11 protein-coding genes are annotated in these 20,903 nt (G+C 74.9%); all 11 read left to right on the top strand.

Features of this window, described 5'->3' with window-relative positions; all coding sequences use genetic code 11:
• Positions 1 to 3: 3 nt before the first annotated feature.
• A complete protein-coding gene (locus tag ABT034_RS28810) occupies positions 4 to 816 on the top strand; it encodes a nucleotidyl cyclase domain-containing protein (protein WP_351219986.1) in 813 nt (270 codons plus the stop codon).
• Positions 813 to 3,230 carry a hypothetical protein gene (locus ABT034_RS28805; RefSeq protein WP_351219985.1) on the top strand — a complete coding sequence of 806 codons (2,418 nt, stop codon included), beginning with the start codon at positions 813 to 815 and terminating at the stop codon, positions 3,228 to 3,230. The genes ABT034_RS28810 and ABT034_RS28805 overlap by 4 nt, the downstream gene beginning before the upstream one ends.
• Positions 3,227 to 4,858 carry a hypothetical protein gene (locus ABT034_RS28800; RefSeq protein ID WP_351219984.1) on the top strand — a complete coding sequence of 544 codons (1,632 nt, stop codon included), beginning with the start codon at positions 3,227 to 3,229 and terminating at the stop codon, positions 4,856 to 4,858. Before ABT034_RS28805 ends, ABT034_RS28800 begins: the two co-directional genes overlap by 4 nt.
• Positions 4,859 to 4,980: 122 nt before the next feature.
• Positions 4,981 to 5,427, top strand: a complete 447-nt coding sequence (locus ABT034_RS28795; RefSeq protein WP_351219983.1) for a Pycsar system effector family protein — start codon at positions 4,981 to 4,983, stop codon at positions 5,425 to 5,427.
• An 8-nt stretch (positions 5,428 to 5,435) separates the two neighbouring features.
• A complete protein-coding gene (locus ABT034_RS28790) occupies positions 5,436 to 7,850 on the top strand; it encodes a VWA domain-containing protein (protein ID WP_351219982.1) in 2,415 nt (804 codons plus the stop codon).
• 22 nt (positions 7,851 to 7,872) lie between these two features.
• A complete protein-coding gene (locus tag ABT034_RS28785; protein ID WP_351219981.1) occupies positions 7,873 to 11,400 on the top strand; it encodes a tubulin-like doman-containing protein in 3,528 nt (1,175 codons plus the stop codon).
• A complete protein-coding gene (locus ABT034_RS28780; protein ID WP_351219980.1) occupies positions 11,397 to 13,973 on the top strand; it encodes a hypothetical protein in 2,577 nt (858 codons plus the stop codon). Before ABT034_RS28785 ends, ABT034_RS28780 begins: the two co-directional genes overlap by 4 nt.
• Positions 13,970 to 16,216, top strand: coding sequence for a hypothetical protein (locus ABT034_RS28775; protein ID WP_351219979.1), 2,247 nt, complete (start codon positions 13,970 to 13,972; stop codon positions 16,214 to 16,216). Before ABT034_RS28780 ends, ABT034_RS28775 begins: the two co-directional genes overlap by 4 nt.
• Positions 16,213 to 18,399 (top strand): hypothetical protein, encoded by a 2,187-nt coding sequence (locus tag ABT034_RS28770; protein WP_351219978.1) that lies wholly within the window; start codon positions 16,213 to 16,215, stop codon positions 18,397 to 18,399. Before ABT034_RS28775 ends, ABT034_RS28770 begins: the two co-directional genes overlap by 4 nt.
• A gap of 137 nt (positions 18,400 to 18,536) precedes the next feature.
• On the top strand, positions 18,537 to 19,769 hold the full coding sequence (locus tag ABT034_RS28765) for an arginine deiminase (protein ID WP_351219977.1): 1,233 nt from the start codon (positions 18,537 to 18,539) through the stop codon (positions 19,767 to 19,769).
• Between the two features lie 96 nt (positions 19,770 to 19,865).
• Entirely contained in the window at positions 19,866 to 20,876 is a 1,011-nt protein-coding gene (gene argF / locus ABT034_RS28760) for an ornithine carbamoyltransferase (RefSeq protein ID WP_351219976.1), read from the top strand.
• The last annotated feature ends 27 nt before the right edge of the window (positions 20,877 to 20,903 follow it).

Raw genomic sequence — 20,903 nt, 5'->3', positions numbered from 1 at the left:
GAAGTGGCCGCAGAAGCGGGCGGCATCCACCGGTTCGTCGTCTTCGGCGACATCTGCGGATCCGGCACCCTGGCCATGGCCGAGAAGAAGCTCCAGCGGACGGCGATGTACGCCGCGTTCGACGACGCGTACAGCTCCGTCGGCGTCGAACCCGGCACCTTCCACCAGGAGGACCGGGGGGACGGCATCCTCGCCGCCCTGCGCCCCGACGTGCCGCCCACGCTCATGGTCGGACGGTGGATCGACACCCTGTACGAGAGCCTGCGCGCCCACAACCAGGGCCGGACGCGGCCGCTGCGGCTGCGGATCGGCATGAACGCGGGGCTCGTCGTCCAGGACCGCCACGGCCTCGTCGGGCGGGCGGTGGACCTCGCCGCCCGGCTCTGCGACAGCCCGCCGGCCAAGCGGATCATGAACGAGGCGCCCGAGGTCGCCCTCCTCGTCGTCGTCTCCGACTGGCTGTACGGGAACGTGGTCGCCGAGGGCGGGCGGTACGTCGAGCCGGACCACTACCGGCAGGCCCGCATCCGGTCCAAGGAGACCGACGAGGCCGCCTGGTTCCACGTACCGCGCAGGCCCGCGCCGCCGCTCATCGGGCCCGAGGGGGAGCTGCCGCCCGAGGGGGAGCGGGCGGTGGCGCCGGCAGGGGGGTCACGGACCGGCGTTGGGCCGTCGCGGGGGGACGGCCCAACGCCCCGGACCGGGGGAGGGAACCGTACGTACCACGTCGGCGGTGACCTGCTCGACGTCCACGGCAACACCATCCACGGCGGTTTCACCGGCATCCGCAAGAGCACGGCGGGTGAGGCGGAGTGAGTGACGAGGACGGGTCTTCGCCGCAGAACGACGCCCCGGACGCCGGGCAGGGGCAGGGGCAGGGGCAGGGTCAGACCGACCGGCCGGACGCACCGGGCCGGGGCTCCGACCGGGGCGCCGACCGAGGCGACCGCGGCCCGGACCGCGGTGCCGGTCGTGAGGGCGGGCGCGGGGCCGAGCGGTCCGACGTCACCGGCGAACAGCCGCGCGAACCGAGCGTCTTCGCCGCCGCCGACCGGGGGCCCCTCGGCGGCGAGAGCGACACCGGCGGCGCCGCCACCGCGCGCCGGGCCGTCCGCACTTGGGCCGGCGGCGGCGCCGACCGCCTCACCACCATCCACGGCGACGGCACCGTCTTCGAGGGCAACCAGATCTTCGCCCTGTACGGCTCCGACCGCTCCTCCCACTTCGTACAGGGCCCCGTCCCGCCGGAGACGCTCGACCACCTCGGCCGGGTGTACTGCGCGACCTCCGGCTACCGGCGCATGCGGGACCGGCTCCGCGACCACCGGGTCCTCGTCCTGTGCGGCGAACCCGGCAGCGGCCGCAAGGCCACCGCGCTCGCCCTGCTCGACGAACTGACCGGCGGCAAGGTCTTCCGCCTCGACCCGCGCCACGGCGTCGACGAGATCACCGAGGACGCCCTCCAGGAGAGCGGAGGCCACCTCCTGGAGCTGCTCGCCGAGGACGTACGCGCCGAGAGCGAGCCGCGCCCCTCACGCTCCGGGCGCGGCGAGCACGCCGCCACCGCCCGCCACTCTTTCACCCGCCTCTCCGAACTCCATCTGGACCGCTTCGGCGACCTGCTGCGGGGCCGGGACGCGTACGGTGTCGTCCTCGTCGAGAACGGGGAGCTCGCGGACCGGCTGCTGCGCGGACGGTACGGGACGTACTGCGCGCCGCCGCCGGCGGACGAGGTCCTCCACCGCCACCTCTGGCACCTGCTGCGCGCCGAGCCCGACGAGGCCCTCGGCGCCGCGCGGGCCCGCGCCGCACGGCCGGACGTCGTCAGCGCCCTGGGCCTGGAGGAGCTGCGCCCGCGCGAGGCCGCCCGGCTCGCCGACCACCTCGCCCGGCACTGGCACGGCGAGATGACCGAGGAGCAACTCCTCGTCGAATGCGCCTCGTTCGTACGCTCCCAGGCCCGCGAGTGGTTCGCGGGCGCCGACCGTCCGGGCGCGCTCCCCGAGGCCCAGCCGGCCCTGAACGCCGGGGCGTTCCGTATCGCCGTCGCCGTCTTCAACGGCTCCGCCTACAGCCTCGCCGCCGAGGCCGCCGAACTCCTCGCCTGGGAACTCGCGGTCACCCTCGACCCCGAACACGCCCCGGGCCGACGCCTGTTCGGCACCCACGCCGAGCACCGGCCGGTGCAGGCCCGCGCCGTCCTGGAGGACGGCGAGCTCGACCTCGGCCCGGCCAAGGTCCCGGTGCGCGCCGTCCGCTTCCAGGGCGAGGCCCTCGCGGCCGCCGTCCTCGGCGAGGTCTGGCACGGCTACCACAACGTCCGTGGCCCGGTGGCACGTTGGCTGCGGTCGCTCTGCGACGACCCGCGCCCCGAGGTGTGGGTACGGGCCTCCGTCGCGGCGGGCGTCCTCTGCTCCTGGGACTGGATCCACGGCTTCCGTGAGCTGGTGGTGCCGCTCGCCGTGACCGACGAACCGGTCGCCCGCATGGCCGCCGCCACCGCGCTCGCCGAGGCCGCCCGCGACCCGCGCGTCCGGCCCGCCGTCGCCGCCGTACTCAAGGACTGGGCCGGGTCCGGCGACGACGCGCTCGTCAGGACCGCGCTGCTCGCCCACGGCTACGTCCTGGCGGCGGGAGGCGTCCCCGGTTCACTCGACGCCCTCGCCCGGGTCGTCAGGGCCCGCGAGGCGACCGACATCGACGTGCTCGTGCCCGCCTCCTTCAGCGTGGCGCGGCTGCTCGCCTCCGGTGAACCCGCACCCGTACTCCGACGGCTCCGGCAGTGGCTGGAGGACGGACGGCAGAACCTGGCCAACCTGGTCCACCTCGCCGTCATCCGCGCCCTGAGCACCCGCACCACCCACCTCTGGGGGCTGCGGGAGGTCCCCGAACTCGACGGCCACGCCGCCCGCCCCCTGCTCGTCGCCCTCCTCGCGACCCGGCCCGACCTCGCACCGGAGCTGGCGTCGCTGCTGCGGCACACGCTCACCACGGCCCGCTCGGGGGAGGCGGCCCTCGAAGCGTTCGGCGGTCTGCTCCGGCGGGCCGCGAAGGACCCGGAGTCGGTCGGGCACGTGTGCGCCTTCCTGCCCCGCCTCGCGGTGGACCGCCGGGACCGCGACCGGCTCAGGGGCTTGCTGAACGAACTGGTCCGGGACCGCGACCGGCCCCTGGACAGAGCCGCGGCGCGCCGGATGTGGGACGCCGTGACGGAAGGAGCGAACCGATGACCGGGCCCGAGCAGGACAGGAACGCGCGGCCGGACGAGCGGGCGCGCCAGGACGACAGGGGGCGCGAGGAGAGCGGTCGTGACGGCCGGGAGCGGCAACGGTACGAAGGGCAGCAGCGGTACGAAGGCCAGCAGCGGTACGAAGGGCAGCGGCAGGAGCGGCAGCGGTACGGGGGGCAGAGCGACGGTCGGCGCGGCGGCGGGCGCGGCGACGAGGACCTGGACAGGGACCTGGGCCCGGCGCAGGAGCCGGACCCGGATCCGGACCCGGACCGACGGCAGGACCAGGGGCAGGCACGCGTACGGCACCAGTTCCAGGGACCGAGGGCCGGGGAGGCCGCCGGCGGGCGTCCGCGCGGGCCGCTGATCGGGGAGTACGCGCCCCCGTACCGCCGCAGGAGCGGCCGGGTCGCCGCCGTGCTCCTCTACCGCAACGGCGGCCACCGGGTGGTGTGGCCGGACCGTACGGAGGACGTGAACAAGCCCATGTTCGGCTCCCCGTACACCGTGTTCGAGGTGCAACTCGGCCGAAACGTCACGGAGTTCAGGCTCCAGCTGCCGGCTGCGGGGGACGGCGTCTTCTTCGAGGCCGTCGCCAAGGTCCAGTGGGTGGTGACCGACCCGCACCTCGTCGTCCGCGAACAGGTCGAGGACGTCGCCGAGCTGCTCCACGACGAACTCCTCGACGGACTGCGCAGGCTCTCCAGGAGGTTCCGGATCACCGAGGCGCAGCGCGCCGACGAGGCGGTACGGGAGGAGCTGAGCGCCGGACGCCTCAGCTTCGGCCGGGACATCGGGCTGCGGACCCGCGTCCTCGTCTTCATCGACCTCGACGCCTCCGTCAAGGCCGAGGTCTCACGCCGTGACAGGGTCGGCGTCACGATGGAGGCCGACGAGCGCGTCGCCGAGGCGGAGCGGCGCAGGGAGGCCGCCGACCGGGTCCGCGTCGCCGACCGCGCCCGCGAGTTGGAGGCCCTCTTACGGCGCGGCGACCCGGCCCAGATCGCCCACCACATGGCGACGCACCCCGACAAGCAGTGGGAGATCCGCACCCAGCTCCAGCGGGAGCGGCGCGAGAGCCAGGAGGACTACCTGGCCGTCTTCAACCGGCTCCTGGACACCGGCGTCCTGGAACGGCACGACATCGGCGAGCAGATGTACCAGGTCCTCATGTACCTGCGGACCCAGACCGGCACCGTCCTCGACGGCATCACCGACCGGGTGCTCAACCCCTCGGGCGGCGCCCAGGGGCGCCGCCTCGCGCTGGAGGACGCGCTCCCGGAACCGCGCCGCCCGGACTGGGACGAGGAGCACGCGGACGCCCCGCGCGACCCCCGGGTCTACGAGCCGACCCGGGTCGAGTCCGGCTCCGAGCGGGAACGGGAGCGGGGCCGCGACGGCGACCACCGCGACCGGAGCCGGCCGCGGGACCGCGACGACGACGGCCGCGACCGGTACGAGGAGGACCCGTACGAGCGGCGCGATACGTACGAGCGGCGGGACGCCTACGAGCGGAACGACCGGTACGACCGCGACGACCCGTACGACCGCGAACGGCGCGACCGCTCCCCGCACCCCGCCCGCCCGGCCAGGCCCAGCGCCGAGTTCGACGACTGGGACGACGCATGACGCCCCCGCCCACCGGGCCGAACCCGGGGGAGACCCCTGCGCCGGCCCCCACCGCCGCACCGACGCCCACCCCCGTACCGCCCCCCGCCCCCGCCCCCCTACCCCCCGAAGAGCTCCGGTTCATGGCCGAGCGGCTGCTCACCACCGTCCGGGAGGACATCGGACGGGCCGACACCAAGGCCGCGATCCTGCTCTCCGGTGCGCTCGCCTTCCTCGCCGTCGTGTTCTCCGCGGACCGCGGCCCGCTGCCCGCCGCCGGTGCCGGGCTCGCGTTCCTCCTGGTGGCGGGCGCGCTGTGGACGGCGGGCGTCCTGATGCTCGTCTCCGTGGTGCTGCCCCGCACCCGGATCGGGGCCGACCGCACACTGCTCCGCGCCCTTGCGGCGGGCCCGTCCGAGCCCGCGCTGCGCGAGCGGCTCTCCGCGTCCGGCGCGGACGCCACCGGCTGGCTCCTCGAACAGGCCAGCGTGCACGGGCTCGTGCTCGCGGCGAAATACCGGTGGCTGCGCCTGGGCGTCTGCGCGCTCGTGCTCGGCGCCCTCCTGGCCCTCTTCAGCGAACTGTGGTGAGAGAGAACATGCAGTGGACCGACAAGGGGGGCGCCCTGCTCCTCGCCGGGGCGCTCCTCGCGCTCTCCGGCCCGTTCGCGACGCCCACCGCCTCGGGCGCGCCCCGTACCCCCGCCGGCAAAGTCGCCGCAGCACCCGCGGCGCCCTCGGCGCCCGCCGTGCCCACCGCGCCCGCCGATCCCGCCGAAGGGCCCGACCCGATCGACTTCGCCGTCGTCGTGGACCAGTCGGCGAGCCTCGCCGACGAGGACCTGGCGCGCGAGACGGAGGCGGCGGCGCTGATCGGCCAGGGCGAGATATCGGAGCGTTCCCGGGCCACCGTCATCGGTTTCGGCAGCTCGGAGAAGCCCGGCCAGTCGCCCGTACGCGAGGTGTGCCAGCTCACCGCCGTCGACGCGTCCGGACGGCAGCGACTCAGCGACTGCGTCCAGGAGTTGCGGCGGCGCGACCCGGCCCGTACGGGACCGGGCACCGACTTCCCCGCCGCCATCCGCCAGGCCGTCACCCGCCTCACCGGCGCGGGGACCCCGAAGAAGCCCGCCACCCCCAAGGTCGTCTTCCTGCTCACCGACGGCCGACTCGACGTCGCCGACAGCCCCGAGTACGGCTCCGACCGCGAGAGCCGCCAGTCCAACGGGGCGCGGCGGCTCACCGAGGAACTCGCCCGCGCCCGGTCCGCCGGCGTGCAGATCTGGCCCCTCGGCTTCGGCAAGGAGATCGACCGCGCCGCTCTCACCGCCATGGCCGAGGGCGGCTACCGGGGCGCCTGCTCAGAGGTCCCCGGCTCCGTCCCGCGCATGCGGGTCGTCGACACGTCCGCCGAGATCGACAAGGTCCTCCAGGAGACCTTCGCCGCCGCCCGCTGCGCCCGGATCGAGCACGGCACCGTCGGCAAGCCGCCCACCGACCTGACCGTCGTCATCCCGCCCATCGCCACCGACGGCTCCCTCACGGTCGCCAAACGCGACCCCAAGGTGCAGGTCACCTACTACGACCCGGCGGGCCGCAAGGTGCCCGTGCGGGGCGAGTTCGACGGCTCCGAGTTCGAGGTCAGCGGGCAGAACGGCCCGGTCGAGGCGCTGCGCGTGAAGAACCCCATGCCCGGCCGCTGGCGGGTGCACATCGAGGCGCCGGTGGGCCACCGCGACCGCGAGGTCGCCGTCCGGGCGATCTGGCAGGGCCGCCTCCGCTCCACCGTCGTCCTCGACCCGGCGTCACCGCGCGCCGGGGAACAGGTGAAGGTCGAGGTACGGATGCAGACCCGGCGCGGAGTCGTCGTCACCGACCCGAAGCAGCTGGCCGGTCTCGCGGTCGCGGCCGACCTGAGCGGCGCGGGCTTCCAACCCGTCAGCTTCCGGCTCGCCGACGACGGCAAGGCCCCGGACGCCAAGGCCGGCGACGTACGGTTCACCGGCACTCTCACCGTCCCCGAGGGAGCCACCGGCGACCTGGAGCTCGTCACCCGGATGGAGGCGCCCGGCGTCACCTCCGACCGGCGCCCGCTGCACGCCGTCGTCGCGGCGGAGGCCCCGCTCGTGACCGCCGCCCTCACCGTCGACGGCGCCACCGTGCACCCCGGGGGCACGGTCCGCGGCACCCTCGACGTCACCAACAACGACTCCGCGCCGCACACCCTGCGACTCGCCCTGGGCGACCAGACCCCCGGCGCGGAGCTCGCCGTCACCCCGGCGACCGTCACGGCCCCGCCGAACCGCAGCACCAGCATCCCGTTCACCGTCACCGTCGGCGAGGGCACGCCCCTCGGCGAGCTCGGCGGCCAGGTCACCGTCGTGGACACCGGTGACGGCGACCGCGTGCTGCGGGGCGCCTTCCTGGACGTCCGGGTGGTGGCGCCGCCGACCTGGTGGGAGCGCTGGTGGAAGGCCGTGGCCGGAGGGGCCGCGCTCCTTCTCCTCCTCGGCCTCTTCGTGGGGATCCGGCTCGCGGCCCGGCGCCGCCGCCGCGATCTGACCGGCGTCACGCTCGAACTGTGCCAGGAAGGGCGGCGGGTCGACTCGCTGACCGTCCGCCGCGGGCAGAGCCCCGGCGGTGCCTTCGCCTTCGGCGTCGACGAGCCGTACGGGGCACCGCCGACCCTCCGCCGGATCCCCGGCGGCGGCTCCTCCTCCACCGCCCACGTGCTGCGCCGCACCGGCACGGGCGAGTTGCTGCTGCGCCCCCGGGGCGGCGGGCAGGTCCCCGTCAGGACAGGCGAGCCGACCGGTCTCGGTGACCACGAACTCGTCGTACGGGCCGGCCGGCCGGCCCCGCGCGGCGCCCGCGCCACCCCGTGGGCCCGCCGCCCGAGCCGCGGAGGCACCAGGAGCGGGGGAGCGGGCGATACGAGCGGAGGCACTGGCTCCGCCGGCGATACGGGTCCGGGCGCCCCGCCCGGCGCGAGCGACTACGACGGCCACTTCTGACCGGGTCACCGAGGAGAACGACATGAAGATCTACCAGCCCATGCTCTTCGTCGGACTCGGCGGAACCGGCGGACGCATCGGCAGCGAACTCGAACGCAGCCTGCGCCGGGAACTCTGCGGCCCCGACGGCACCGACCTCGTCGACGGCGGCCGCCGCCTGCCCTTCCAGCTCCCCGACTGCCTCCAGTTCGTCTACGCCGACTTCAGCGAGGGCGAGCTGCTCGGCCAGCCGCAGTTCAAGGCGAAGGGCGCCGAGGGCGCCGCCTTCGCCCGCACCTCCCGCATGATCCGCGACCTGCTGCCCACCGACTTCGACTCCTCGCCGGAGATGACGGGCATGCTGCGCGTCGCCGTCCCCAAGGAGACCCGGCTCTGGCTGCCGCCGCACGCCCGCCAGCCGCGCGTCGCCCCCCTCAACAACGGCGCGGGACAGCTGCCGACCGTCGGCCGCGCCGCACTGTTCGCGACCCTGCGCTCCGGGCTCGAACCCGTCCTGCGCCAGCTCCGCGAGGCGATCGGGGCCATCGGGCAGTCCGCCGGCGACCTGCGGCGGGTCGGCGGCGGCCGGATCAGGGGCTGCGACGTGTTCGTCGCCTTCTCCGTCGCCGGCGGCACCGGGGCGGGCATCTTCTACGACTTCATCCACCTCATCGGGCACGAGTTCCGCAACGCCGGGGTACCAGGGGTGAAGATCTACCCGCTCGTCGTCATGCCCTCCGCGTTCCCGCCCGAGGCCGGCGGCGGACGCGACGCCGAACTCAACTCGGCCCGCGCCCTCGTGGACCTCTCGCGGCTCGTCGACGACCAGAACGTGCCCGACGCCCTCGACCAGGTCGGCGACGTCGAGGACCGCGGCCGGCTCAGCGTCACGTACCCCGGCGAGGGCGTCGTCGCCCTGCGCCCCGCCACCATGCAGACCGCCTTCCTCTTCTCCAAACCGTCCGTCATCGGCAGCGAGGACCTGCGCCGCTCCATCGCCGCCATGGTGCTGTCGCTGATCGGCACCGACCTCGGCGACGACAACGGCTCGGCGACCCGCGTCGAGGAGGACTACCAGTCCTTCGCCGCCAGCTTCATCAACAAGAGCGTGGAGCGCTCCACCCCGGCCCGCTCGGGCATCGGCTACCGCGGCATGTCCACCAGCCTCGCCGCCTCCCTCACCGTCCCCGCCGACGACCTCGCCGAGATCGTCGCCGCCCGCCTCCTCGCCCAGGCCGTACGCGGCATGTCCGAGCGCGCCCGGCGGCCCGACCGGGAGGGACAGAACCAGGTCAGGGAGCTCTTCACCCGTTCCGCCGTCGGCCGCCTCTGGACCAGGGAGGCCCCGGACGTCCCCGCCCCCGAGCAACTCCCCCGGGGCAAAGGGAAGATCACCCAGGAGCTGCGGAACCGGCTCGGGGACATGGAGGAGGCCCTGCGCCACCTCGACGAAGGTCTCGCCCGGGAGATCCCCCGCCTCGCCGAGGACTTCAGGCCGAGCGCGGGCGTACGCGAACTCCTCGGCCACATGGACCCGTTCCAGATCGAGGTGGTCCTCGCGGGCCTCCCCGCCCACCCCGACCGGGTGGCGAGGGAAGGCTTCACCGGCATGCTCGACAACCGGCGCAACGAACCCGAACGCCCCCCGAACGTCCAGCCCTCCGCCCCCGCCATCCCCTCCATCAAGGGCGGGGTGGGCGGCGTCGTACCGGCCCGGTGGAGCGACCCCGACGTCCAGGACGCGCTCGCCGCCCAGGAAGCCTGGTACCAGTGGCGGGCCCGTACCCTCTGGCACCGCGGCTGGCAGGCCGGCGAAGCCCAGTGGCGGCCCTCCCTCAACACCGTCTCCGCCGAGATCGCCGAACTCACGAAGGCGCTCCGCGCCCACGAGTACGACGAGGCGAAGTCCTTCGCCGAGCGCCGCCGCGACCTCTACCGCGACGACCGCGCCGGCATCGCCTACCTGCTGCCCCCGCAGAACACCCTGCGCGCCTTCTACGACGACGTCGTCGACCGCCTCGCCCAGAGCCTCGGCCTGCCCGAGTCGGCCGACCCCGCGTCCCTCCTCGGCCGGCTCGTCGGCCCCGACGACTGGCGACACGCCCTCGACACCGTCCGCCGTTCGAAGCCCAGCGCCGCGGTGAAGGAGATCAAGCAGGTCGTCGAACGGCGGGTCAAGCGGCTCTTCGGCGAGGCCAACGAGGACGCCTTCGCCCGCCCCCTGCTGCCCTCGATGGAGCTGCTGCTCCGGGCCGCGTCGGGCGACGAGACCGCGGAGGCCAAGGTCGACCCGCGCTGGCTCGACCAGTTCCGCGCCCGCCTCGCCGGGCTGATCCCGGTCGGCTTCGTTCCCGACGGCAGCGGCCCGCTCAAGATCCTCATCGTGCACCCGGCGAGCGAGTCCGACGGCCGGGCCCGCGACTACCTGGAACAGGAACTCAACCTGCCCTCCCGGGTGACCCCGGAGAGCCGGGCCGGCGACACCGACTCCATCACCGTCGTCTTCTTCCGCAGCGGCATGAACCTCACCGACATCTCCGAGGTCCGCGGCGTCCTCAGCCTCTGGGCCGAGGCCCGCGACGCGGCAAGCGAGGACGACTTCCTGCCCTGGCGCCAGCGGCTCGGCTACCAGGACGACTGGCTGGTCGCCACCGAACACGACCGGCAGCGCATCCTCCACCGGCTGCTCTGCGCCATGTGGAACGGACACGTCGGCGCCGAGGGCCCGGCCGACTCGCCCCACGTCGTCCGCATCCGGCTCCAGGACGGCGAGTCCGCGACGATGTCGCTCCGCCTGGAGGGCTTCGACGGCTCGCTCTCCAGCTGGGCGGGACTGCTCCGGGCGTACGAGCGGTGGGCGCTGCTCGACGAGGGACAGATCATCGAGCAGTTCTGCGAACGCCTCATGCAAGCCCTGCCCAAGGGCCTCGCGCAGGTACCGGCCGCCCCGGCCCCGCTCTTCACCCACTTCGTGGAGGAGGTCGCCCCGCGCCAGCTCGCCCTGATCGACGGACTCGCCGCCGAGGCCGCGAGCTACGGCGAATCGGAGAGCGAATGGCTCGCCCCCCTGCGCCACTTCTGGCAGGTCACCTACCCGGGCGCCCTCGACATGCGCTTCCCCAAGGCGGCCCGCGCCAGGAGATCCACCTTGCGGGCCTTGTACGAGCACGCACCACGCCGCGAGGGCCAGGGGCCGGGGCCGGGATTCGGTCAGGCCCAGAGCCACGGCGGGTACGGCCACGGGCAGGCTTCCGGCCACGGGCAGGCTTCCGGCCACGGGCACGGGCCCGGCCACGGGCAGGCTTCCGGCCACGGGCACGGGCCCGGCCACGGGCAGGCTCCCGGCCACGGCACCGCACCCGGCCACGCCACCGCGCCCGGTCACGGGAACGCCACCGCGCCCGGTCACGGGAACGCCACCGCGCCCGACCCCCGTACCGCCTACGGCAACCCGTCCGCGGCGCCGCCGCCGCCCCCCAAGACGTCCATCTTCGGGGACGGCTGGGAGCTGGAGCCCGAGCCGGACTTCGGGCCGGACTTCGGGGACGAGCCGTACCGGGAGGGAGCGTGAGCCAGCGCGTCCTTCCCGAGCGGCCGCTGCCCGGCCACGCCGTCTGCCTGGACCTCCGGTCGGCGGCGGGGGCGTACGACCTCGACGCCGCCGTCCGCGCGGCGCTCGACACCCCGCAGCCCGGCGGCGAGCGGCGTTTCCTCGTCCTCGACGAGGCCGACCGGCTCGTCGCCCACCAGCTGCTCTACGAACGTCTCTCCTCCTACGGACCCGCCCACATCGTCTGCCTGGCCGTCGGCGCCAGGGGCGAGCGGAAGCTGAGCCGCTCCCTCACCCTCCGCCCGCCCGCCGCCGGCGTGCTCTGGCTGTTCGACACGGTCGAGGACGGCGTCCCCGGCGAAGCCGTCCTGCGTCCGCTCGTCGACGTCCTCTCCACCCCCGAGGTCTTCGACGCCGTCCTGCGCGCGCTCGGCGAGGTGGTGCACGGCGTCGCCGTACCGGCCGTACGCGTCCTGGAACACGACCTCACCGAAGAGGCGCGGGCGCGCGCCTGGCGGCAGGCGGTGGAAGGACTGACCGGCCCGGACGTCCCGGCCGGCACCGCGTCCGCGTCCGCCTCCGCCGAGCAGTTGCCGGGCGCCCTCGGGCTGCTTCTCGACGAGGGCGTGCCGCGTTCCCTCGCCGGACACCGCTTGCTCTCGCCGCAGGGCAGGGCGGGGTCCCGGCTCGCCGCCTGCGACGAGGCCGTGGAGGACGCCGTCGACGGCTATCACCGGGTACGGGGCGCGGCGGGGCTGCTCGGCGGCGCCGCGCTCACCGTCGACCTGCCGGGTGACATCGAGCGGGCGACGGAGGAGCTGGCCCGGTTCCGTACCGCCGTCGCGGACGCTTTCGGCGCCGCGGGCGGCAGCAGGCTCACCGCCGAGCACCGGGGTGTGCTCCGCGACCGGGGGGTCGAACTGCCGGAGATGCCACGGGAGATCACGCGCGCCGGGATCGTCCCCGCCCTGCGCGACCACACCCACGACCTGATCGGCAAGGGACTCCCGCTCCGCTCCGTGGCGGCCCGGCTCTCCGCGCTCTCCGCGCGCACGGCTCCCGTCGGCAGCGCCGCCCGGCTCGCCCGGCTCGATGTGATCTGCGGGCCGGAGCGGCTGCGCCGGCTCGGTGGCCGGTACCCGTTCACGGCCGGCGGCTCACGCCCCGTGGCCTTCGTCGTGACCGGAATCCTCGCCCTGCTCGCCGGGCTCGGGCCGGTCTTCGGCTGGTACCTCGGCCCGGCCGTGGGCGTGCTCGCCGCGGGGCTCGCCCATCTGATGCTGCAGCGCAGGCCCAACCGTTCCCCGGACGGGCGGATCGACGGCGGCGGGTCCACGGGGGCGGCGCCCCGGCTCGTCGGCGGGATGCTCGGCGGCCTCGTCGGGGCGGGGCTCGGCGGGTACCTCGGCCCACCGCCCTGGCTGGGGGCCGTGGCGTTCGTCGGGTCCGTCACGGCCGTCGTCCTGCTCGCGCTGCGCGACTGGACCCGGGCCGTGGACGACTGGTGGGAGCGGGCGGACCCGGAGGAGGCCCGGCGGATCCTGCGGGAGATCGAGGCCCTGGTCGTCACGACCGCCGTGCACGACTGGCTCTTCGCCGAGGTGCGGCACCACTGTTCGGCCGGGGCGGGGGCGGTCGCCCGACTGCTCCGCGGCCTCGCGGACACGGCCGACACGCGGGGGCAGGCGTACGGGCGATCGGCCGCGCCGCCGGAGATGGAGGCCGCGCCGGAGGCCGTACGGGAGGCCGTACCGCCACCGGCCAAGGACGGGTCTACGACGTCCTGGAGTTGGGAGGACTGGACGGACGGAGGGGAGGAGGACGTCTGGTCCGACATGGACGATGACCTCCCGCCGGTACGGACCTCAGCACCGCCCCCGACCCCGACTCCGGCCCCGCACGGGACCCCGACCCCGGCCCCGGCTCAGGGCCCGCCCTCGTCCCCGCCCCCGCGCGGCGGCCCCCCGTCCCTCCCCGCGCCCGCGTGGCTCGAGCGGCGGTACGGGGACGGCGGGCCCCTGCTCGTCGACACGCTCGTCGGCGATCTGGTCACCGGCACCCTCCAGATCCTCGACCGGTGCTGGGCGGGCATCGAACGCGACCCCGGAGCCATCGCGCCGGCCGTCCACGAGCAGCGGATCGCGGAGCTCCTGGACGAGACCCGTCTCCGTCTCGAACGCGATGTGGCGGCCTCGCCGCCGCCCCGGTACGACGGCCTCCGCGACCCGCACGCGCTGTCCGGGCCCGCCGCCCTCACCGACCGTTCCGACCGGCCCGACGCCGCCCGGCTCACCGGGGTCGCCCCCGATGCGGTGGCCCTGCTGATCCTGTCCGAGGACGACCCCCTCCGTACGGTCGCGCTCTGCGGCCCCGAACACCTGCGGCTGCTCTCGCACGACCCGCTCGCCGCCCGGCAGGTCCGCTTCGTGCCCGAGGCGATGCGGAGCGGGGCCGCGGGGAACGACATCTGGCGGGGCACCGCCGAGGACGTCGTGTGGACCGGTGCGGGACGCCACGCCGGAATCCTCCGTCTCGTACCGCTGCGCGCGGACGTCGTGCACACCGTCCGCGCCGAGGAGGCGGGAGAAACGTGACCGACCCGAACCAACCGACCGGCCCGGCCGGTTCGGCCGACCCCCGCCACCCCCTCGGTCCGGACCACCCCGACCACCTCAGCCGGCCGAGCCCGCCCCCCCACCCGTACTACCAGGAGCTGGAGTTCCTGACCCCCCAGGAGGCGCGGCTCCGCTTCGCCGTGCGTTTCGGTGAGGACCGCGAGCCCCCCGGCCGCCCGGGGGTCCTCGCGCGCCGGGCGGTCCTGGGGGCCAGTTCGATGCCGGTCATCCAGTACCGGCTGGCCTCGTCGCACGGCGACCCCCAGGCGTACGGGCTCCTGGAGCGGGAGGTGGCGGCCGCCGTCGCCCTCGAACGGCGTTACGGCACCGCCCAGTTCGTGGCCGTCCTGCCCCGGATCGCCGGCTTCGACCTGACCGCCGCCGAGCCCTTCGTGCTGTACCGGCCCCCCGGCGGGCGCCCCCTCTCCGCCTGGGCGGGGAACCTCGGCGCAGACGCCCCGGAGGCCATCACCGGCCAACTCGCCCTCGCCGTCCGCCTCCTGGGCGACCTCGGCCTCGTCCACCGGGCGATCAGCCCCGACACCGTACGGTGGGACGGGGCGCGCGTACGGCTCTGCGAACCGTACGCGGCGCTGCGCGCCGGGGAGGCCCGCCTGCCCTTCGGCGCCGCCCCCTGGGCCTCGCCCGAACAGCGCGCGGGGCTCGGCGACGCCGATCCGCGCGACGACCTGTGGTCCGTCGCCGAACTCGCCTACTACCTGCTCTCCGGCCGCCCCGACCGGGGCGAAGGGCCCCCTGCGGACCTGGCCGACTACCGGCGCCTCGCCGCCCTCGAGCACAGCGGTCTCTTCTCCCCGCGCGCGGCGGACCGCCCGCAGCCGGCCGAGCTGTTGCGGCTCCTGAACGTGCCCGACCCGCTCGCCGCCGCTGTCGGCGCGGCGGATCCGCTCGACCGGTGGCGCGCCGAGTACGACACCCAGATCGCGCGGAAACGCGCCCTCTCCGGGGGATCCCCGCCGAGTACGGGTGCGGGTGCGGGTGCGGCGGGGGAGGCCCCCGAGCCCTCCGTCCGGGACGCGCGACCCCCGCGTACCTCCGTGTTCCGCCGGGTCTTCGGCGGCGGCGAGGAGACGGCCCGCGCCACCGCGCCCGAACCCGTACCGGCGCCGCCCTCACGGAGCCGGATGTGCCCGCACTGCCTGCTCCCCGTCGAGTACGACGAACGGCTCCTCGTCACCATCGACGCCAAGGGCAACCGGATCCCGCTCGACCTCAGCGCCGAACGCCGGCCCGGCCACCGCACGGACGCCCTGCGCAAGGCGTACCACCTGTGCCCCCACACACGGGACGGCGACGAGGGGCACGAACTCCCCGTGCCCTACCTCACGAACGGGGAGCCGCTCTCCATCGCCCTCGTCGGCAGCTCCTCCGTCGGCAAGACCCACCTCCTCGCCGCCATGCTCGGCGAGGTCGAACTCGGCGGCCTCGAACCGTACGGGCTGAAATGCCGGCCGCTCAACCCCGAGGCGCACCGCACCTATCTGCGGGAGCGCGTGCAGAGCCTCCAGCAGGGACGGCAGCTGGCCCGTACCGGACAGCAGACCTTCGCGCGCTTCGCCGACGGTCTGCTCGTCTCGGCGGGCGGCGCGCCACCCCGGCCCGTCGTCTTCTTCGACCTCGCGGGCGAGGACCTCGCCCAGGACAGTGAGGTCGGCCGGTTCCTCATGGGCGTCGACGCGTTCGTCTTCGTCCTCGACCCGCTGCGCGCGCTCCGGCTGCCGTCGCTCAACCCCGTGCGGGAACAGAGCGGGCTGCGCCGGCGCGAGCTCGGCGACGAGGCCTTCGCCACCGTCCTGAACCGCATCCCCCGGCAGCGCGGCGGCCTCGTCGCCGCGCCGGCCGCGCTCGCCGTCAACAAGAGCGACCTGGTGCGGTTCGAGCCCGTCGTCGACCGCTGGCTCGGCCGCGCCCTGCCCGCCGCTCACGACCCCGCCGCCGCGCGGGCCGAGAGCCGGGACGCGTACGCCTTCCTCGCCCAGAACGCCAGCGCCGCCTGGCTCAAGCCCTTCGACGACTGCGCACACTGCACCCTGCACTTCGTCGCCGCGACCGGCGGGCAGGCCCGCGGTGACCGGTTTCCGCACGGGGCCCGGCCGCGCCGGGTCCTCGCGCCACTGCTTTCGCTCTTCGCCATGTGCGGGCTGCTGCCCGGGGCGGAATCCGTGGGGCCCGCGGGGCCCGGAGAGGGGATGTTCCGATGACACGGTCGGAGAACGAGGTCGACCAGATCGTCTTCCGCTGGGACAGCGAGAACCTCACCGGCAGCACGGGCTTCGGGCCGGTCGCCTGGTCGGGGCCCCGCGACGAGGCGGAGAACCTCTTCCGGACCTCGGGACCCGTGCTCCGCGCCAGCGGCGAGGAGACCCGGCCGGCCCTGATCCGGCTCCAGCGCCGCGCGGAGGTGATGCTGATCCGGCGCCTCCCGCTCAAGGACGCCGACGGCGGGACCTCCGTGCTCTGCCACGCCCTCGTCGGTTCCCCCGAACTCCTCGAACCCGCCACCTGCCTCGGGCTCCACGCCTGGACCTGGGAGGGCGCCGACGTCGACGCGGCCCGGGTGCGGGGGCGGCTGCCGGTCGTCCCCGAGGAGGTCCTCCTCCCGGCGACCGGCCGGGGGCAGGCGGAGCTCGACCACACCCTGGCGTACGCCTCCGAGGAACTCACCGGAACCGTCGCGGAGTTGCTCCGCCACCCCGACGAACGCTTCACCGTCCTCGACGAACAGGGCGGTGTCGCCTGCCCCGTGCTCTGGGGACTGCACAGCATGTTCGGGACGCTCACCGACCGCCGGTGGACCTTCGCCACCCACGACACCGCCGAACTCCCCGCGCTCCGTTACGTGTTCGTGGGCCGCTGGTCCGGCGCGGCGAGCCGCAACACCGAGCGCCGCCGCGTCGACCCGCGCGAGCGGAACGGCGACCGGGCGGAGGAGATCGCGGCCCGGCTCGTCCGCCACCACCTGCGGGGGATCGCGGAGGGCGAGGGCGGCGAATACGCGGTCGGCAGCGCCCTCCACGCGGCCTCCGCCGCCCGCCGCGGCCCCCTCCTGGACACGGCCACGCGCGCCCTCGACGCCCTCGACGCCCTCGACGGCCGCGCCGCGGGCCCTGCGGCCCCGCCGCGTGCAGACGTGACCCCGACCGCGAAGCCCGCAGGGCGGCGGTGGGGCTGGACATCGGGCGGCCGGACCGCGGAGGCCCACCCCGGGGACCCCGGGGCAACGGCCCGCCCCGGCCCGGCGGAGCGCCCCGACCTGTGGTTCAGACAGGACCCGGGGCCGGAGTCCCGGCCCGACTCGGACGACTCCGTCGGTACGGACCCGAGGACACCCCCGTACCGCGTCGAGGCGAACGAACGGGAACCCCGCCAGACCGCCCTGGGCGACCCCGCCCCGGAGCCGTCGCAGTGGCCGGGGTCCGTACCGCCGGAATCGTCGCAGTGGCCCGGGTCCGTACCGCCGGAGCCCGCGCAACGACCTGGGTCCGTACCGCCGGAGCCGTCGCACCGGCCCGAGTCCACACCGCCAGAGCCGTCGCAGTCGCCCGGGTCCGTACCGCCAGAGCCCTCGCAGCGCCCCGGGGCCGCTCCCGGGAAGCCATCGCAGCGGCCCGGGACCGACCCGTACCCCCGCCCCGTCCTTCCCCAGGTCCCGCCCGAGTGGACCGGGCCCGGTGCGGCCGCCGGGAGGAGCTGGGCCAGGGCGCGCGGTCGGGAGAGGGACGTAGAGACCGGGCTCGTGCACAAGCTGCCGATGGTGCGCACCGTGGACGAGGCACGCGAGCTCGTCGAGCGGGGCGGCAGCCGCGAGCTGCTCGACGCGCTGCGCCGCCCGCAGGCGTACGTCGTCCTCACCCTCCTCCTCCGCGAGACCGCCCGCCGTCTCCCGTCCTGGGAGCATCCGCTGCGCAGGGAGCTGTGCGAAGTGACCCTCGGCCAGGAGTTCTGGGCCGTGGCGCCCCCGGGCAGCGACGCCGACCCCTCGGACCCGTCGGAGGAGCAGCGCGCGGCCAACGCCGCCGAGCTGCACCGCTGGGCGGTCCGCCCGCTCCTCGGCGGCGGCGACGCCCCGTCCGGCACGGTCGCCGCGCTGCTCTCCCGGCTCCGTACGAGCCCGGCGCCGTCCGCGCGTGAGACCTTCTGGCTGATCGTCGACGGGGAGCGGCCCGGCCTGCCGGAGGCGGTCTGGCTCACTCTCCTCAAGGAGGCGTACGGCGTGCCCCGGGGGCCCGCCCGACCGGGAGTTCCCGCACCCCGGTCCTCCGGCCCGCATCCGGAGGACCCCGGCAACGGCTACACCCGCCGCTTCCTGCGCCGCGCCGGGATGCTGATCGGCGGCCTGGTGGCGGCGATCCTCGTGGTCGCGGCATGGGGGCGGTTCACCTGACGGCGAGGACAGCGAGGACCGGGAGGACGACCGCGACCACGTTCCCGGCCCCGACGACGGCCGCGACGACGGTCCCGACCACCCCCGCCTCCTCCGAAACGCAGGCCCCGGCGGCCCCGCTCCGTCAGGATGGGCGCATGGGATTCCACGTCGATTCCGAGACCGGGCGGCTGCGCCGCGTCATCCTGCACCGCCCCGATCTGGAGCTGAAGCGGCTCACCCCCAGCAACAAGGACGCCCTCCTCTTCGACGACGTGCTGTGGGTGCGCCGGGCCCGCCACGAGCACGACGGCTTCGCGGACGTCCTCCGGGACCGGGGGGTGGAGGTGCATCTCTTCGGGGACCTGTTGAGCGAGGCCCTGGAGGTGCCGGCGGCCCGCGCGCTCGTGCTCGACCGGGTCTTCCACGAGAAGGAGTACGGGCCGCTCGCCGCCGACCACCTCCGCGCCGCGTTCGACTCGCTCGACGCGGTCGCGCTGAGGGAGGCGCTCGTGGGCGGGATGACGAAGCGGGAGTTCCTGGCGGCGCACCGCGAGCCGACCTCGGTCCGGTTCCACGCCCTGGACCTGGACGACTTCCTCCTCGGACCGCTGCCGAACCATCTCTTCACCCGGGACACCTCGGCCTGGATCTACGACGGCGTGTCGATCAACGCGATGCGCTGGCCGGCCCGGCAGCGGGAGACCGTCCACTTCGAGGCGATCTACAAGCACCATCCGCTCTTCACCGGTACCGAGGCGGGGGCCTTCCACCACTGGTCGGAGGGGCAGGCCGACTATCCGTCGACCATCGAGGGCGGGGACGTCCTCGTCATCGGCAACGGCGCCGTGCTCATCGGGATGAGCGAGCGGACGACACCGCAGGCGGTGGAGATGCTGGCCCGGGGCATGTTCGCGGCCGGTTCGGCGCGCACGATCATCGCGCTCGACATGCCGAAGCGGCGCGCGTTCATGCACCTGGACACGGTGATGACGATGGTCGACCAGGACACGTTCACCCAGTACGCGGGACTCGGGATGCTCCGTTCGTACACGATCCAGCCGGGGGACGCGGGGCAGCCCCTGCGGGTGACCGACCATCCGCCGGAGCACATGCACAGCGCGATCGCCGAGGCGCTGGGGCTCCAGGAGATCCGCGTCCTGACGGCGACGCAGGACGTGCACGCGGCCGAGCGGGAGCAGTGGGACGACGGTTGCAACGTGCTCGCCGTGGAGCCGGGCGTGGTCGTCGCGTACGAGCGGAACGCCACCACGAACACGTTTCTGCGCAAGCAGGGCATCGAGGTGATCGAGATCCCCGGCAGCGAGCTGGGCCGGGGGAGGGGCGGCCCGCGCTGCATGAGCTGCCCGGTGGAGCGAGATGCCGCCTGAGCCCGGGGCGGGGCTGTATAGAAATGCCTATATGCGTATACACTTCCAACCGTCCCCGACCGTCGTCCCCCGACCGTACCCATAGGAGCGCGTCCCATGGCCACAGACCTCATCGGCCGCCACTTCCTCAAGGAGCTGGACTTCACCGCCGAGGAGTTCCGCGCCCTGATCGCGCTCTCGGCCGAGCTCAAGGCCGCCAAGAAGGCGGGCACCGAGGTCCAGCGGCTGCGTGGCAGGAACATCGCCCTGATCTTCGAGAAGACCTCGACCCGCACGCGCTGCGCCTTCGAGGTGGCCGCCGCCGACCAGGGCGCCTCCACCACCTACCTGGACCCCTCGGGTTCCCAGATGGGGCACAAGGAGTCGGTCAAGGACACCGCCCGCGTCCTCGGCCGGATGTTCGACGGCATCGAGTACCGGGGCGACAGCCAGGCCGCGGTCGAGGAGCTCGCCGCCTTCGCGGGCGTCCCCGTCTTCAACGGGCTCACCGACGACTGGCACCCCACCCAGATGCTCGCCGACGTGCTCACCATGACCGAGCACACCGACAAGCCGCTGGACACGATCGCCTTCGCCTACCTCGGTGACGCCCGGATGAACATGGGCAACTCCTACCTGGTCACCGGCGCCCTGCTCGGCATGGACGTACGGATCGTGGCCCCCGAGGCGTACTGGCCGGCCGAGGACGTCGTCGCCGCCGCCCGCAAGCTCGCCGAGGCCAGCGGCGCCACCGTCACCCTCACCGAGGACGTGGCGGAGGGGGTCAGGGGTGCCGATTTCGTGGCCACGGACGTCTGGGTCTCGATGGGGGAGCCCAAGGAGGTCTGGGACGAGCGGATCGCCGCCCTCGCCCCCTACTCGGTGACCATGGACGTGCTGGGCGCCACCGGGAACCCGGACGTCAAGTTCCTGCACTGCCTGCCGGCCTTCCACGACCTCGGTACGGCGGTCGGGCGGGACATCCACGCCCGGCACGGCCTGACCGAGCTGGAGTGCTCCGACGAGGTCTTCGAGTCGGCCCACTCGGTCGTCTTCGACGAGGCCGAGAACCGGCTGCACACCATCAAGGCGGTCATGGTCGCGACGCTGGCCGGCCCGACGGCGTAATCCCCTTTACGGGTCCACGCACGCGCG

Source organism: Streptomyces sp. NPDC002773 (genome assembly GCF_040295605.1).
Classification (GTDB): Bacteria; Actinomycetota; Actinomycetes; order Streptomycetales; family Streptomycetaceae; genus Streptomyces.
Note: the sequence above shows the minus strand (reverse complement) of the source record. Positions and strands in the feature narration are given on the sequence as shown.